This window comes from Treponema primitia (assembly GCF_046533075.1).
GTDB classification, from domain to species: domain Bacteria; phylum Spirochaetota; class Spirochaetia; order Treponematales; family Breznakiellaceae; genus Termitinema; species Termitinema primitia_B.
This window is the reverse complement of sequence record NZ_JAJQRB010000057.1, coordinates 91,169-104,819: the sequence shown is the minus strand read 5'-3', so window position 1 is coordinate 104,819 and position 13,651 is coordinate 91,169. Positions and strand designations below refer to the sequence as shown.

Here is a 13,651-nt window from a genome sequence, read left to right as displayed (position 1 = left end):
AAAAATCTATCAGTGTAGATTAAACCTATCGCTTAGTTCCTTCAGGTGGCTGCCGATAAAGAGCGCCCCGTAGGCGCTTACGATGGCTCCGACGGTGATCCCGATGGGGAGCAGGAACGATGAGCCCCAGTTATCGGCTACCTTGATAAAGTCCATCCCCAGAAAAGATGTGGACAGGGAGACCAGGATGACAAGGCCCGTAACTACCCAGCTCCGGAAGGATACCCCCGCTATTTCGGGATATTCCTCATCAAGTTCTTCCAGGGCTATGCTCTGCATGATCCGATCTTCCAGCCCCGGGGCGGGGGGAAAGAAATTTTCCTTCATAAGACTCCGGGCAGCCGTTAGTTTTTCTATTTTTTCGGCACAACTTGCAACGGAGTTCCCCGCGCAGCAGGGACAGCGGAGGGTGTGGAGCCATATTTGCAGGCGGGTAAAAAGCGGCAGCGAAGAGTTTCCCTCGAATTCATATACCTTGTCCATCACATCGTTGCAGTTCATTCAATTCCTCCTTCCGCAATCACCTCAAGCTTTTCCCGGAGCAGTTTTTTTGCCCGGAATACATGGGACTTAATAGTATTCACCGGATACCCGGTAATAACTTCAATCTCCTGATAGGACCGGTCATAGAAAAAAAACAGGTCCACACAGATCCGGTACCGCTCGGGCAGATCCTTCAGGGCTTCCCGCACCGCTTCTGCGGCGGCGGCACGGAGCAAAAGCTGCTCCGGGGTTGGGGAGCTTCGCCGGAAGTTCCGGTCTGCCTCGTCATAGTCCTCTGCTCCGGCTTCCCCGGCGAGGCTGCGGTACTCCTTCTGCCGCCGCATACTGTTCACCGCGGTATTGTAGGCAATGCGGTAGAGCCAGGTTGAAAACCGGGACCGTCCCTGGAAGCTGCCCAGGCTGCGGAAACTTTTCAGAAACACTTCCTGGGTAAAGTCCGCAGCATCATCGGAATTCCGAAAAAAACTTAAGCCCATCCCATAAACCGCCCGCTCATGGCGCTGTACCAGGATACGAAACAACTCTTTCCGGCCCGAGACAATCTGATCAACGATTAGCTGATCGTCCCCGGAGCCTTCACCAACACTTTCATCGTTGGCGTCAAGGGTCATGAGTTTTTATCGCGCCGTTGTATCCCGTAAAAAACTAACAGGCCGACGCCGATCGAAAGGGGTATAATTCCACCCAGAAGACCGTCACCGGCCCCCTTGGCTATGGCGAGGAATACGGTTAAGCTTATTCCCACGGATACCAAGAGAAGCCCTGCAAGCAAGCTGAATGAAAGGAGATCAAAATCGGTCCGGGGATTCTCGCCGGCTTTGATAAGCAGCATTTTACGTTTATGATTCCAGAGAAGATAGAAAAACACCACCACCGACCCCATGATGATCCCTACAATGGGGATAATTACGATAATAACTTCTGCGGCGGAGGATCCTCTGTCCATAAAAAAAACGTCTCCCTTCAATCCATAACGGTATTATTATTACTATACTCTTTCAAATTTAACCCGTCAACATTTAGACCCCGAAACATCAAAATGGTTGCATATGGCTGAGCCGATCTATGGCCGCTGTACCCTCTGCCCCCGGCTCTGCGGGGCGGATCGCAGCGCGGGGAAACGGGGCTTTTGCGCGGAGACTGCGGAACTCCGTATCGCCGCCGCATCTATCCACCGCGGGGAGGAGCCGCCCATCACCGGGAGGGGTGGTTCGGGGACAATCTTCCTTACCGGCTGCACCTTAGGCTGTGTTTTCTGCCAGAACACCCAGATTTCCCAGGCCGGAATGGGCCGGACGGTGGATCAGCCGGAGTTTACCGCCATATGCCTGGCCCTCCAGGACCGGGGAGCGGAAAACATCAACCTGGTTACGGGCAGCCACTGCGCCCCCGCCCTGGCCGCCTATCTCCGGGACGCCCGTACAAAGGGCCTCAGTATCCCCCTACTCTGGAATTCCTCGGCCTACGAAAGCCTCAACGCCCTGGAAAGCCTGGAAGATCTGATCGATGTCTACCTCCCGGACCTGAAAACCCTGGAGTCCGGTCTGGCGGGCCGGTTCTTCAAGGCCCCCAACTACCCGGAAGCCGCGGAACAGGCCATATTGCGGATGCTGGACTACCGCGGGGAACTCCGCTGGAAGGGAACGGTGCTGGTTTCCGGCGTGATAATCCGCCACCTGGTTCTTCCGGGCTACGCCGAATCCACCAAGGCGGTTCTCCAATGGTTTGCCCGCCACTGCCGGGGCCGCGCCCTCCTCTCCCTGATGACCCAGTACACCCCGGTGGGCGGTAATCCGGACATCCCCAGCCGCTACGTGAACCAGGACGAGTACGACCAGCTTCTCCAATGGCTCACGGACCTGGATATAGAGGACGGCTTCTGCCAGGAGCTGGTTCCCGACAATAGCTGGCTCCCGGACTTTGAGCGGAGCAACCCATTTTCATCGGAGCTTTCCGTTCCGGTCTGGCACTGGAAAACCGGGCTGCTCGGGGAAATATCAAAATTTAAGGGCTGATTTTTGAAAGCTCATATCAGACCCCGCGACAATGACAGCAACTTTGGTGTTTTTGTGGGAGAGACCATTTGACAATAGGTTTGGATAGTATTATCGTAATACGAGGAGCCTATCGATGAATACAGTCACTCTTTCCAGTAAATTTCAGGTTGTCATCCCTAAGGCTATAAGGGAAAGCATAGGCTTAAAAGCAGGGACCTCATTTGAAATAATTTCTTATGGGGGCAAGATAGAAATGATACCATTACAGCCGATTGAACAACTGGAGGGGATTTTTAAGGGGATTGATACCGTCATAGAAAGAGATAATGACAGAATATGATAGTAGATTCATCCCTGTGGCTGGAATATTTTGCCGGAACCATCAAGGGAACACCAGTATCCGGTATTATAAAAGATACAAACTCCCTTTATGTGCCGACTATTTGTCTATATGAGGTTTATAAAAAGCTTTTAATCGAAAAGGATGAAGCCGCCGCAATGCTGGCTATCGCTCACATGCAGCAGGGCAAGGTGGTCGATCTGAATATTGAACTGGCTCTGTTTGCTGCCAAGCTGAGCAGGGAATATAAACTTCCCATGGCGGATAGTATTATCTATGCTACGGCGCGGAACTACAATTGTTTTTTATGGACACAGGATCAACATTTTAAAGGGTTGGATTTAGTTAAGTATTTAAAAAAACCTAAACCTCAGGTACGATAATGGCGATTGACATAAAAAACGTCCATAACTTTTCGGAACTTTCCGGTCTGGCACTGGAAAACCGGGCTGCTCGGGGGCTCATCACCGTAAGGGAGACCGGGGCAGGTCCATTCTTTTTATATGCCCTGGTCCTGAACATAACAGCCGTTGTAATCTTATTTTGCCTGTGATATAGTGAAGACCGAGGAAAAAAATGAAATCCCTATTTTGTTTCGTTTTAGCCTGGGTGATTTTGCTCCCCGTTTATTCGCAGGAAAGCTCTTACAAACTGTCCGGCTTTGGATGCGGGCAGGGTTCGTAAAATTGAAAATAAGTTCAGTTCCGAGGTATTTGCCAAATGATGCGTAAAACAGCTGTAGTTCTTATTGCGTTAACCGCCGGTATTTTATTGTGTTTTTGTACATCTTCCCCAGCCAAAGCGGCGGTAGAAGAAAAGCAACAAACCTTTCTTCCCCCAGCGGTAGTGGTAGAAGAAAAGCAAAAAATCTTTCTTCCCCCGGCAGATGGCTGGTATCTCTATGATTTTGATCAATTATTGAAAAATTTAGAAAGCGAATACACCTATGCGCAGGCAGGGATAACGCTTAAATCGGAAGTCATAAAAAAACAGAGGGGTACTATCGCCTGGTGTGAGGACGGGGTTGTTTATGATCCTGTGCTGGAAACAGCCCTTTCAGTGGACAGTACAGGAAATATACATAGTCCGGAAAATGCAACGGTGAAGGGGCTGCTTAAAGCGGACGGTTCTTTTTACTGGACAGGCATGATTGATCAACCGGGCGGCCTGACCCATACCACGGTTACGGGAAAACTTACCGCCATTACCAACGAAATAAGGGCAGGCAAGGAATTCGATGGACTGTTTTTGCTTACCGATAACGGAACAGGGCGAAAACAGGTCGCACGGGCACAGGATGGTTTTTATACCTGGCGTTACGATGATGACGAAGAAGTTTCAGTAACTCCCTGGCCCATGTTGATCCACCCTGACGGCACCCTTGATTTTTCATTGGAAATGATCGTGGTGATGGAACTTGGAGGGTATGGGGGAACAAATTTTGGAAACACTGTTTCTACTGCCGGCCGTATAATTCCCGGAGAGGGAATCAGCATGGAAATTTCCGTCGTAAGCTCGGGACTTGTTGATACCGAAAGCGTACCCGATGTTCAGGCATACGGCAAGGTACAGCTATATAACAGCGAAGTACCCAATGATGCAATTCCACAGGGTGTTGATACCCTTATCAAAGCCAAGGCTGTAGAAATAAAAAAGCGGCCCGCCGCTGATATTTCAGCATACCCTGGGTGGTACATACAGCCGCCTTCAAAACAGGACTTTATCTATGCATCAGGGTACAGCCGTTTTGAAAATGAAAAAGTAGCCCTGGATCTGGCTGAGGCCGCTGCCGCCGCAGAAATTTCCGCACAAATTAAAATCAGGGTACAAAGCGAAACGCTTGAAATAACCACTGATGACAAAACCAGAATAGACTCAAAGCTGCAAACAGAAACAACAGAAAAAATTGTTTATAAAGTCCTGGAAAGGGTGTACCGTTCCGAAACAGGCGAGGCTTTTGCGCTGCTTGAATTCAAACTGTAGGATCGTTCCAGAAATTCTGTGACAAATTGGTTTAGCGCCGGATCTCCTTGGTCGGTTCCGGATATTTTTTCAGCTCCCTTGCGATAATTTCCCCTTTTCTATACAATAACTGGAATCATTGCGGCACTAAGAGAGGAGGCCCTATGGCGAGGAAGGGGAAGGTCGTTATTGACCGGGAATTGTGTAAAGGGTGTTTGTTGTGTATCCGGGCTTGTCCGGTAAAGGTGCTGGAAAAAGATACGGGGCCTAACGCTTCGGGGATTTACCCCTCTTTTCCGGCCAATCCGGACAAGTGTATAGCCTGCGGGAATTGTTTTGAGGTTTGTCCCGATGTATGCATCGAGATTTTCGATTTAGAGGGGGTATCCGCATGAGCGACGAGGGCATTCAACTAATGAAGGGGAATGACGCCATTGCCGAAGCGGCAATCCGGGCGGGGTGTACCGCCTATTTCGGCTACCCCATTACCCCCCAGAGCGAGATTGCCGCCTATATGGCAAAAAATATGCTCGAAAAGAACCGGATTTTTATCCAGGCGGAAAGTGAGGTCGCGGCGATTAATATGGTCTACGGCGCTTCCACCGCCGGAGCCCGGGCTATGACCAGCTCTTCCAGCCCAGGCGTCAGCTTAAAGCAGGAAGGCATGTCCTATGCCGCCGGGGCGGATATCCCCCTGGTGCTGGCTAACGTGGTCCGGGGCGGCCCGGGGTTGGGTTCCATAGCCCCCGCCCAGAGCGATTACTTCCAGTCCACCCGGGGCGGCGGCCATGGGGATTACTACAACATCGTACTGGCCCCCAAAAGCGTCCAGGAATGTGCGGATCTGACTTATCTGGCCTTTGATTTAGCGGATCAATACCGCATCCCCGTTATCGTCCTGGCGGATGGTATGATCGGCCAGATGATGGAGGGGGTGGTTCTGCCCCCGGATCGTTCCCTGAAGGATCTACCCAAGCGGAACTGGACCGCCGGGCATCTACCGGAGCGGGAAGGTGGGGCCGGCGGACCTGCGGTGCATATCACCTCGATCTTCCTGGACCCGGCGGAGCTGGAAGCGCGGAATAAAAAACGCCTGATCCGTTATGAAGAAATAAAGGCAAAGGAACTTCGTTTTGAAGCGGTGGGCTACCGTACTGCCTGCAACGAATTTACCGGCGAGGGGCCGGATATTACCCTGGTTGCCTACGGAACCTCCGCCCGGATCGCCCTGGGCGCCAAGAAGCTTGCCGAAAAGGAGGGGATTAAAGTAGGACTGTTCCGGCCTATTACCCTTTGGCCTTTCCCCTACAAGGCTCTGGCCAAAGTGGCTTCCACGGGCAAGCCCCTGCTCACCGTAGAGATGAGCGAAGGCCAGTTGATAGAAGATGTGAAGCTTTCGGTTTATGAGGCGGACCCATCGGCGCCCCGGGCTCCGGTGCATCTACTGGCCCACTCCGGCGGGGTTATCCCCACGGAGGAAGAGGTCTTCGAAAAAGTAAAGGCGATACTGGGGGGGGCATCATGAAACAGCTCTACGGACATCCTAAAAGTTTATACAACATTTCTACAAAATATTGCGCCGGCTGCGGCCACGGGGTTATCCACCGTATCATCACCGAACTGGTGGACGAGATGGGCCTGCGGGACCGGACCATCATCACCAATCCTGTGGGCTGCGCTATCTGGGCGGATCTGTACTTTGACTTCGATACGGTACAGCCGGCCCACGGACGTACCCCCGCGGCTGCCACGGGTATCAAGCGGGTCCTGCCGGATCATCTGGTTATCTGTTACCAGGGGGACGGCGACATGGCCGCCATCGGCACTGCGGAGATGATCCACGCCGCAAACCGGGCGGAAAAGTTCACCACCATTTTTGTTAACAACGCTATTTACGGCATGACCGGCGGGCAGATGGCCCCCACCACCCTGATAGGTCAGAAGGCCGCCACCGCCCCCCTGGGCCGGGACCCGGACGCTGCGGGTATGGGCTACCCCATAAAAGTCTCGGAACTTTTAGCCCAGCTTGAGGGGACCCGTTACATAGCCCGCGGCGCGGTGAATACCCCCGCCAACACCCGGAAAACCAAACAATATATCCGCAAGGCTCTGGAGGCCCAGCTTGCGGGGGTAGGATTTACCATGGTTGAGGTCCTCTCCCCCTGTCCCACCAACTGGGGCCTGGAACCCATACCGGCAATGGAATGGCTGGAAGAAAACATGATCCCCTTTTACCCCCTGGGTGAAGTTAAGAACACCCTGGACGCCAAAGGAGGCGCCAAATGACCGAAAAATCATTATTCGCCGGTTTCGGCGGCCAGGGTATTGTCTCCCTGGGACAGATCTGGGTGTACTGCGCCATGAAAGAAGGAAAAAACGTCACCTTCTTCCCCTTCTACGGCGCGGAAAAACGGGGCGGTATCGCAAGAGCCGGGGTGATCGTTTCGGATGAAGAAATCGCCAGCCCCTTGGTCACCGTCCCCGATTCCGCCCTGGTGATGAACCCGGAATCTCTTCCCCTTTGCGAGGGAGTCCTCAAACAAGGGGGCATACTGCTGATCAATTCATCCTTGGTTAAGGAGGCGCCGAAGCGTACGGACCTCAAGGTAACCAGCATCGACCTCCAGGGTATAGCGGAAAAAATCGGCCACAGCCGTATCGCCAATATGGTAGCCCTGGGCGTCATGGCCAAGCTTACCGGGGCGCTTTCCATTAACGAGATAGAGCCCATCCTGAAAAACTTTTTCTCCGCGGATAAGCACAAGTTTGTGCCCATGAACGTGGCGGCCATCCAGGCGGGTTTTGAAGCGGTAAAATGATGAAAAAGCGGCTCATATCCCTTTTTATCCCGGTTCTCCTGCTTGCGGCCCTTCCCCTCAATGCGGATTCGGAGAGCCGGAGTACTACGGGCTTAACGCTTCAGACATCAACCAGGCCGGAGATCAAAGTGGGAATTACCCAGAATTTTATCTTCCCCTTGCTGCGGGGCGAAGGTCCCCTTACGGAGGGCAACAATCTCAGCCTGGCCCTTAGCGCCGAGCTTTCCCCGGTTTCGGTAAACGGAACCGCTGAGGCGGTGTTTACTCCCATCGCTTTTCTCCAGGCCGTGGCGGGGGCCAAAGCCGGTTCGGGCTGGAATATTAAGCTTTTTGGTAACGATATTTACGGCATAGGGATTAACCGCCGGGTAGGCGATACCACAAAGCCCGAAGTCATTGGCAGCCCTTTTGACGGCCTCCTCTGGAGCGCCTATGGCGGGGCTGTTTTCCAGTTCGATCTGGCCGCCCTGGTTCCGGGCGACTGGAACCATGTGGTGTTCCGCACCTACCACGAGGCCCGCTACAAGGGCAATACCGCGGCCTCATCAAGCAGCGATTCCTGGTATTTTGAAAACGACGACGGCCAGAACCGTAACGGCTTAAACTACTACGGCAATTACCTTCTGGGCTATCAGATGCCGATCTTCCTCAATACCGTGGGTCTCATGGCGGAGATGGAGCTCTACCTCTACGACACCCCGCACCGAAAAGATTGGGGGGACGATTTGGGCCGCTGGACCTTCGGGCCCCTCTTTAATTTTACTATCACCGAAAAATTCAGCGTCGCCCTGATAGTCCAGCTCTATACCCGCCGCAGTTATACTGAGGGCCATGAGGATGACCTGGCCAAGGATGTGTTTTACCAGGACCGGCATCTCAAAACCGAAACCCCCCTCCTGACCTTCTACCGGGCCGCAGCCATACTGAGCTACAAGCTGCGCTGAATACCGTAGCGTCCCATATCCACCACCCCGGCCTTGCTCACCCTCACCCCCTCGGAGCGGAGCAGGCCTATCTGGATCTCCCGGCCGTTTCCTTCGCTCAGGGCGATGCGGCCATCGGCTTTGATGATCCGGTGCCAGGGGAGATTTTCCCCCCGGGCCATGGAATGGAGTATCCGGGCTACCTGCCGGGCGCCGTTGGGCAGTCCCGCCGCCAGGGCAATATCCCGGTAACTGGAAACCCGGCCTTCTGGTACCGCCCTAATGGCCGCCAGAATACGCAGGGTCGACTCATGGAGTTCTTTCATAGTACATTATCGTCTTTGTCCGTGTCGTCCGTGAGTTCCGTGGTTGATCCTGAGATGAATTAGTCTCATTGACCCCGGGAATCATTTCCTCTATTATTGAATTGTGGCAGCCCCAAAAAACAGAAAAACCAATTCTCCGCCTCCGCCCAAAAAAAGCGCGTCCTTTGTATTCTGGACCCTTTTTTTTATTATTGTGATCAGCCTTTTTTTTGTGAACCTGCAGCTTATCCGGTCCAGCGTGGAAAAAACAGGCCTCCTTGAGCGTCTCTTCAATAAAACTGAAACCGAAGAAAAATCCCCGAAAACCGATGTTACGGAACTTCCGGCTGCCCCGAAACTTCCGGCTGCCCCGGAGCTAGTTCCAACGGAAGAACCCCCTGCCGCCGATACGGTGGAACAGACCCCTCAAGCCGTTCCGGAACCCAAGCCTGCCGCACCGCCCGTAAGCCCCACCGTGCCAAGCCGGAATCAGACCCTCTACTTCATCCAGGTCGATGGGGACGGCGCCCTCCTGCGGAAAGCGGTTACCCGCTCTGTAAAATCCGCTTCTCCCCTGACGGATACACTCCGGCTCCTCCTCCAGGGCCCCACGGCGGAAGAACAGCGCCGGGATCTCAGATCCCTGATTCCCCCGGGTACCAAACTTCTTCGGGCCGAAGTGCGGGGATCCACTGCGTATATTAATTTTAGTGAGGAGTTTCAGTTTGGCACCAATGGTGTGGAGGGTTATATGGGTCAGCTCTGGCAGATCGTCTGGACCGCCACGGAATTCCCCAACATCTCCGATGTGCAAATCCTCATTGAAGGCAACGTTGTAAATTTTCTTGGAGAAGGAATCAATATAGGAAGCCCCCTGAGCCGGAATTCATTCTAGTCGATACCTACTGGTCTCAAGAGTCCCGGAGCCGACGGATCGAAATTGCTTTGCCTGTTTCACGGTCAATCTCTGCAAGTATACCCTGAAGTTCCGGCGCCTGTCCGGGGGAAGGATCGGCGCAGTTCATGCGGTACAGTACCTGGGTCCGGGCACGGTCCAGGCAAACCTTGGTGTCCATGCCGATAACTCCGCCTGTTACGCCGGTCATCCCCAGGTCGGTGATGTAGGCGGTTCCCTGCTTTAGTACCCGCTCGTCCGCGGTTTGCACATGGGTATGGGTACCCGCCACAACACTGGCCCTGCCATCCAGGTAAAAGCCCAGGGCTTCCTTTTCCTTTGTGGATTCCGCGTGGAAATCAACCACCACCACCGCCCCGAATTTCTGCAAAATGTCCGGCGTTAGACCCTCGGTGGTCAACAGGGGAAGGAATTCGGTAACCAAAGCCCCCTGACTGTCAATAATCGAATCAAAGGCTTTAAAAGGACAGTCTATGGGGGTCATCTGTTCACGGCCCTGGAGATTTATCACCAGCCAGGGGACATCATTTTTTCTGATCACCCTCCAGCCCCGGCCCGCCGGCTTCCCGGGATAATTCGCCGGCCGGAGGATCCGTTCATCCTGGTCCAGGACCGGCCAGAATTCCCGCTTCTCCCAGACATGGTTCCCGGTGGTGATCAGGTCCGCCCCGGCATTGAGAATACGCGTTTTCTCCGCTTCGGTTATGCCGAAGCCGGCGGCGGCGTTTTCCCCGTTGACCACCACAAAATCCACGCCCTCTTTCTCGATAAGGGCAGGCAGCAGCTTTTCCAGGACAGCAATCCCGCTTTCTCCCACCACATCGCCAATCATGACAAGTTTTAATACCGGCATAGGGATAGTATAAACGCTAAACGCCGCTTAATCCAGAGCGCCTACTCGGACTCGTTGGAAGTCTGAACAAAGAGCCGCAGCAATTGCAGCATATTACCCAGCTTGCTATATATTCCGGAGATCCGGTCTTCCAGGGGGTCAACGGAAAAAGAATCCAATTCTTCCCAGTTCAAAATAAGTGCCGATGGATTTTTCCGGTAATCATCAAGAATTCCCGCGAAGCCGTCTGCTAAAACAGAGAGGTTGAAAATAGCATCGTTGATGATCTGCTTCGCATCGCCGTTCAGGGTTTCCAAGTTTGTACTGATAACCCGTGTCTGGCTTTTTTCCTTTTCAACCCTCATGAGCGAATTTTTAAGTTTGTTGCCGTACATGCCAAAGTCGGAAAGGGATTCGTCCAGATGGTTAATCCTGTCGGGAAAGCTTAAGAGCAACCGCACCGATTCCGACAAGGGCATGGACAAAACGGGGGACACCCACTGACCGCGGATCAGGATAAGATCGTAGAAATACTGAAACTGCGGCTTTTCATCCAGGAGAAAAACTACTAAATAATTGAGCCCCCGGGCATAGATAAAACCGGCAAAATTTTTTTTCTTGTAAATTTCACCGCCCCGCTCGGTATAGTTCTTGAGCCGGTTCACTTCATGGTCCCCAAAAACCGCCTTGGCGCACTCAATAATCAGGGCATCCCGTTTAGCGGTGGTGATCCGGGTAAGATGCTCAAAAATTTCGATCCGGATCGTTTCCAGGTAGGCGGCGGTGATATCCGCCTTGGGAACATTGGGCTCCCATCCCCAGTGCGGGTCCGTATCGATAAACCGGATCATCATTTCCAGGATACCCGAACGTTTAACATCCCGTATCCGGAGCAGCAGGCTGTTCCAGAGTTTTTGATTAAGTACCTCCACCCCTTTGCACTCACCCAGTATCCTCAGGACATCATCCCAATTCCGGTCCGGATCAAGGCCGCCTGAAAGTTCAAGGAAATCTTTAATTTCATCAGAAACCCCTATGCCCCGGACGGGATTGAACAGCGGTTTCTTACTAAAGCTGCGTTCACCTAACTGGCTGTCGAATTTTTTCAGCAGAAAATAAAAATCGTAATTGACAAATTTGGCCAAGATCATGATTAGGCTGTAACATGCGTCAATGGAACGGATCAGCTCCGTATCAAAGCCCGATGCCAGGCTGTCGAATTCACCCTGCATCTGGCGGTAAAGTTCCTTTGGGGGCGTTGTCTGGGCCCTGAGCTCAATGTTTTCCGGGGAAAGCTGCTCCAGTATATCCCGCTGCCGCTTATCCAGGAAATTGTAGATCACCGCCACCTTCAATTGGGTTGACTGGGCCGCATTCTGAAGAAAAGGCTGGGCCGTAGCGGTGATCTTATAAACATCAAAAAAGAACTGGGCCAGTTCGGGGGACGCCTCTTCAGTCTTTAGCCGGTAGAACTTCCCGTACTTATTAGCGGCCAAACTCTTGGCCATCCGTTTCAACAGCCGTTTCTTGGCCCGTGCGGGATCATTCCCACCGGTAAACAGTGATGTAAACCATTTAAAAAACGAAAATTCCATGATAACCCCAAAACTCCACTTTTTTCCACTAAAGTATACATACTTTTAATGGAAGAATCCAGAAGACGGAAGAGACGAAAGGCGCCCGCCGGTATGTCCGTTAGGTTCCCCAGCGTTTAAACAGGGTATGCTCCAGTCCCAGGCGATCGAGTATTTTCCCCGCCATAAAATCCGTCAAATCCTCTATGGTTTTTGGCTCCCGGTAAAAAGCCGGCGCCGCCGGGACAATCGCGGCTCCGGCTTCGGCCAAAGCGGTAAGATTCCGCAGATCGATCAAGGAAAGGGGAGTCTCCCGGGGGGTCAGTACCAGAGGCCGCGCTTCCTTAAGGGCCGTCAAGGCCGCCCGGTGTATCAGGTTACGGGAAATGCCCGCCGCTATGGTTCCTATGGAACTCATGGAACAGGGAACAATCAGGGTACCGTCCAGCTTAAAGGAGCCGCTGGCCGGAGGAGCCGCAAGATCGTCCGGGGAATAAATATATTCCCGCCCCAGACCCAATTCCTCCGCCCAGGAATTGAAGTTCCGCCGGGTTTCGGTTTCGATCACCCGTTCCCCCCAGGGGGATACGATGCAGTGAATTTCATGCCCCCCCTCAATCAGAGCCCTCAGGGTTCGAAGTCCATAAATGACGCCGCTCGCACCGGTTATACACAGTAAGTATCGTTTCATAATATCCCCCTATTATACTCTTTTTTTGATTTTTTTTGTTGACAGAATCATAAAGGCCATGATATACCTATTGAATACATATTGTATACAATCCTGTTCCGATTTCTTACTGGTTGAGGATATGAAGGTAACACGTCAGGAAACGGCATATAACTATCTCCGCAAAGCTATTTTACAGCATGAACTGGCGCCCGGCTCGGCTCTGGTGGAACAGACTATTTCCAATAAACTTGAAATAAGTCGTACCCCGGTCCGGGAAGCCATGAAGCTATTGGAAGCGGAAGGGATGATCAGTTCCCATCCGGTCCGTGGTTATTATGTAGCGGAATTGAACAATGGGGACTTAAAGGAAATATTTGATCTCCGGGTGGCTCTGGAACTTCTGGCCTTACGGACAGCCATAGATAAGATCACCGGGGAAGAGATAGCGGTTACGGAAAAGATATTCAGGGACCTAAACGATAATTGTTCGCCGGAGCAGTTCTATAATGCGGACCGTCATCTCCACGATTTGATTACCCACAATAGCGGAAACCGCCGTTTGGTCCGTTTTTTGGAGAACCTGAACTCCCAGATTGAACGGTTTCGCTCTATTGCGGCCATGAAGCCTGATCGTCTTAAATATTCCCGGCAAGAGCATACGGAAATACTACAAATGATCAAGGAGCATGATCTGGGAAAGGCGGAGAAGGCTTTGGAAACCCATATTAATAATGTCAGGGAGAGCGTAATAAGTGTTTGTGAAAAGTATATGTTTTATTGATTACAGTAAAATTTATTCGAAAAAG

19 protein-coding genes are annotated in these 13,651 nt (G+C 52.4%); 12 read left to right on the top strand and 7 right to left on the bottom strand.

Annotated features, from left to right (window positions below):
- Positions 1 to 9: 9 nt before the first annotated feature.
- The 3 genes from LQZ19_RS12200 to LQZ19_RS12190 are packed head-to-tail and all read right to left on the bottom strand — an operon-like array spanning position 10 to position 1,450.
- On the bottom strand, positions 10 to 501 hold the full coding sequence (locus LQZ19_RS12200) for a peptidoglycan-binding protein (RefSeq protein WP_411047943.1): 492 nt from the start codon (positions 499 to 501) through the stop codon (positions 10 to 12).
- Complete coding sequence (locus LQZ19_RS12195; protein WP_411047942.1) at positions 498 to 1,115, bottom strand: RNA polymerase sigma factor; 618 nt, start codon at positions 1,113 to 1,115, stop codon at positions 498 to 500. The genes LQZ19_RS12200 and LQZ19_RS12195 overlap by 4 nt, the downstream gene beginning before the upstream one ends.
- Positions 1,112 to 1,450 carry a DUF6249 domain-containing protein gene (locus LQZ19_RS12190; RefSeq protein ID WP_411047941.1) on the bottom strand — a complete coding sequence of 113 codons (339 nt, stop codon included), beginning with the start codon at positions 1,448 to 1,450 and terminating at the stop codon, positions 1,112 to 1,114. The genes LQZ19_RS12195 and LQZ19_RS12190 overlap by 4 nt, the downstream gene beginning before the upstream one ends.
- A 103-nt stretch (positions 1,451 to 1,553) precedes the next feature.
- Here LQZ19_RS12190 and LQZ19_RS12185 point away from each other — a divergent pair, with 103 nt between their 5' ends.
- The 10 genes from LQZ19_RS12185 (at position 1,554) to LQZ19_RS12140 (ending at position 8,566) form a co-directional block, all read left to right on the top strand.
- Positions 1,554 to 2,519, top strand: a complete 966-nt coding sequence (locus LQZ19_RS12185; RefSeq protein WP_411047940.1) for a radical SAM protein — start codon at positions 1,554 to 1,556, stop codon at positions 2,517 to 2,519.
- Between the two features lie 115 nt (positions 2,520 to 2,634).
- Positions 2,635 to 2,841 carry an AbrB/MazE/SpoVT family DNA-binding domain-containing protein gene (locus LQZ19_RS12180; RefSeq protein WP_411047939.1) on the top strand — a complete coding sequence of 69 codons (207 nt, stop codon included), beginning with the start codon at positions 2,635 to 2,637 and terminating at the stop codon, positions 2,839 to 2,841.
- Entirely contained in the window at positions 2,838 to 3,224 is a 387-nt protein-coding gene (locus tag LQZ19_RS12175) for a type II toxin-antitoxin system VapC family toxin (RefSeq protein WP_411047938.1), read from the top strand. The genes LQZ19_RS12180 and LQZ19_RS12175 overlap by 4 nt, the downstream gene beginning before the upstream one ends.
- Positions 3,224 to 3,394, top strand: coding sequence for a hypothetical protein (locus tag LQZ19_RS12170; RefSeq protein ID WP_411047937.1), 171 nt, complete (start codon positions 3,224 to 3,226; stop codon positions 3,392 to 3,394). Before LQZ19_RS12175 ends, LQZ19_RS12170 begins: the two co-directional genes overlap by 1 nt.
- Positions 3,395 to 3,561: 167 nt before the next feature.
- Positions 3,562 to 4,824, top strand: coding sequence for a hypothetical protein (locus LQZ19_RS12165; protein WP_411047936.1), 1,263 nt, complete (start codon positions 3,562 to 3,564; stop codon positions 4,822 to 4,824).
- A gap of 143 nt (positions 4,825 to 4,967) precedes the next feature.
- A complete protein-coding gene (locus LQZ19_RS12160) occupies positions 4,968 to 5,198 on the top strand; it encodes a 4Fe-4S dicluster domain-containing protein (protein ID WP_411047935.1) in 231 nt (76 codons plus the stop codon).
- Positions 5,195 to 6,328, top strand: a complete 1,134-nt coding sequence (vorB, locus tag LQZ19_RS12155; RefSeq protein ID WP_411047934.1) for a 3-methyl-2-oxobutanoate dehydrogenase subunit VorB — start codon at positions 5,195 to 5,197, stop codon at positions 6,326 to 6,328. The genes LQZ19_RS12160 and vorB overlap by 4 nt, the downstream gene beginning before the upstream one ends.
- A complete protein-coding gene (locus LQZ19_RS12150; protein WP_411047933.1) occupies positions 6,325 to 7,089 on the top strand; it encodes a thiamine pyrophosphate-dependent enzyme in 765 nt (254 codons plus the stop codon). Before vorB ends, LQZ19_RS12150 begins: the two co-directional genes overlap by 4 nt.
- A complete protein-coding gene (locus LQZ19_RS12145) occupies positions 7,086 to 7,622 on the top strand; it encodes a 2-oxoacid:ferredoxin oxidoreductase subunit gamma family protein (protein WP_411047932.1) in 537 nt (178 codons plus the stop codon). The genes LQZ19_RS12150 and LQZ19_RS12145 overlap by 4 nt, the downstream gene beginning before the upstream one ends.
- Positions 7,619 to 8,566, top strand: a complete 948-nt coding sequence (locus tag LQZ19_RS12140) for a hypothetical protein (RefSeq protein ID WP_411047931.1) — start codon at positions 7,619 to 7,621, stop codon at positions 8,564 to 8,566. Before LQZ19_RS12145 ends, LQZ19_RS12140 begins: the two co-directional genes overlap by 4 nt.
- Here the strand turns inward: LQZ19_RS12140 and LQZ19_RS12135 are convergent.
- Positions 8,551 to 8,871, bottom strand: a complete 321-nt coding sequence (locus LQZ19_RS12135; protein WP_411047930.1) for an MGMT family protein — start codon at positions 8,869 to 8,871, stop codon at positions 8,551 to 8,553. The genes LQZ19_RS12140 and LQZ19_RS12135 overlap by 16 nt on opposite strands.
- A 103-nt stretch (positions 8,872 to 8,974) precedes the next feature.
- Between LQZ19_RS12135 and LQZ19_RS12130 the strand changes: the two genes are divergently transcribed.
- Entirely contained in the window at positions 8,975 to 9,745 is a 771-nt protein-coding gene (locus LQZ19_RS12130; RefSeq protein ID WP_411047929.1) for a GerMN domain-containing protein, read from the top strand.
- Between the two features lie 16 nt (positions 9,746 to 9,761).
- Here LQZ19_RS12130 and LQZ19_RS12125 read toward each other — a convergent pair whose 3' ends face one another.
- From LQZ19_RS12125 to LQZ19_RS12115, 3 genes are all read right to left on the bottom strand, one after another.
- Positions 9,762 to 10,619 (bottom strand): TIGR00282 family metallophosphoesterase, encoded by an 858-nt coding sequence (locus tag LQZ19_RS12125; RefSeq protein WP_411047928.1) that lies wholly within the window; start codon positions 10,617 to 10,619, stop codon positions 9,762 to 9,764.
- A gap of 41 nt (positions 10,620 to 10,660) precedes the next feature.
- Positions 10,661 to 12,193, bottom strand: a complete 1,533-nt coding sequence (locus LQZ19_RS12120; protein WP_411047927.1) for a DUF5312 family protein — start codon at positions 12,191 to 12,193, stop codon at positions 10,661 to 10,663.
- A 100-nt stretch (positions 12,194 to 12,293) separates the two neighbouring features.
- Positions 12,294 to 12,863, bottom strand: coding sequence for a UbiX family flavin prenyltransferase (locus LQZ19_RS12115; RefSeq protein ID WP_411047926.1), 570 nt, complete (start codon positions 12,861 to 12,863; stop codon positions 12,294 to 12,296).
- A 121-nt stretch (positions 12,864 to 12,984) separates the two neighbouring features.
- On the opposite strand from LQZ19_RS12115, the gene LQZ19_RS12110 reads away from it, so the two are divergent.
- A complete protein-coding gene (locus tag LQZ19_RS12110) occupies positions 12,985 to 13,626 on the top strand; it encodes a GntR family transcriptional regulator (protein ID WP_411047925.1) in 642 nt (213 codons plus the stop codon).
- Positions 13,627 to 13,651: the final 25 nt, after the last annotated feature.

Excerpts from the sequence above, each read along its gene's own strand:
- LQZ19_RS12140 (WP_411047931.1), top strand. The coding sequence starts at position 7,619 with ATGATGAAAAAGCGGCTCATATCCCTTTTTATCCCGGTTCTCCTGCTT.
- LQZ19_RS12180 (WP_411047939.1), top strand. The coding sequence starts at position 2,635 with ATGAATACAGTCACTCTTTCCAGTAAATTTCAGGTTGTCATCCCTAAG.
- LQZ19_RS12185 (WP_411047940.1), top strand. The coding sequence starts at position 1,554 with ATGGCTGAGCCGATCTATGGCCGCTGTACCCTCTGCCCCCGGCTCTGC.
- LQZ19_RS12120 (WP_411047927.1), bottom strand. The coding sequence starts at position 12,193 with ATGGAATTTTCGTTTTTTAAATGGTTTACATCACTGTTTACCGGTGGG.
- LQZ19_RS12160 (WP_411047935.1), top strand. The coding sequence starts at position 4,968 with ATGGCGAGGAAGGGGAAGGTCGTTATTGACCGGGAATTGTGTAAAGGG.
- LQZ19_RS12165 (WP_411047936.1), top strand. The coding sequence starts at position 3,562 with ATGATGCGTAAAACAGCTGTAGTTCTTATTGCGTTAACCGCCGGTATT.
- LQZ19_RS12200 (WP_411047943.1), bottom strand. The coding sequence starts at position 501 with ATGAACTGCAACGATGTGATGGACAAGGTATATGAATTCGAGGGAAAC.
- LQZ19_RS12110 (WP_411047925.1), top strand. The coding sequence starts at position 12,985 with ATGAAGGTAACACGTCAGGAAACGGCATATAACTATCTCCGCAAAGCT.
- LQZ19_RS12150 (WP_411047933.1), top strand. The coding sequence starts at position 6,325 with ATGAAACAGCTCTACGGACATCCTAAAAGTTTATACAACATTTCTACA.
- LQZ19_RS12195 (WP_411047942.1), bottom strand. The coding sequence starts at position 1,115 with ATGACCCTTGACGCCAACGATGAAAGTGTTGGTGAAGGCTCCGGGGAC.
- LQZ19_RS12125 (WP_411047928.1), bottom strand. The coding sequence starts at position 10,619 with ATGCCGGTATTAAAACTTGTCATGATTGGCGATGTGGTGGGAGAAAGC.
- LQZ19_RS12145 (WP_411047932.1), top strand. The coding sequence starts at position 7,086 with ATGACCGAAAAATCATTATTCGCCGGTTTCGGCGGCCAGGGTATTGTC.
- LQZ19_RS12175 (WP_411047938.1), top strand. The coding sequence starts at position 2,838 with ATGATAGTAGATTCATCCCTGTGGCTGGAATATTTTGCCGGAACCATC.
- vorB (WP_411047934.1), top strand. The coding sequence starts at position 5,195 with ATGAGCGACGAGGGCATTCAACTAATGAAGGGGAATGACGCCATTGCC.
- LQZ19_RS12135 (WP_411047930.1), bottom strand. The coding sequence starts at position 8,871 with ATGAAAGAACTCCATGAGTCGACCCTGCGTATTCTGGCGGCCATTAGG.
- LQZ19_RS12190 (WP_411047941.1), bottom strand. The coding sequence starts at position 1,450 with ATGGACAGAGGATCCTCCGCCGCAGAAGTTATTATCGTAATTATCCCC.
- LQZ19_RS12115 (WP_411047926.1), bottom strand. The coding sequence starts at position 12,863 with ATGAAACGATACTTACTGTGTATAACCGGTGCGAGCGGCGTCATTTAT.
- LQZ19_RS12170 (WP_411047937.1), top strand. The coding sequence starts at position 3,224 with ATGGCGATTGACATAAAAAACGTCCATAACTTTTCGGAACTTTCCGGT.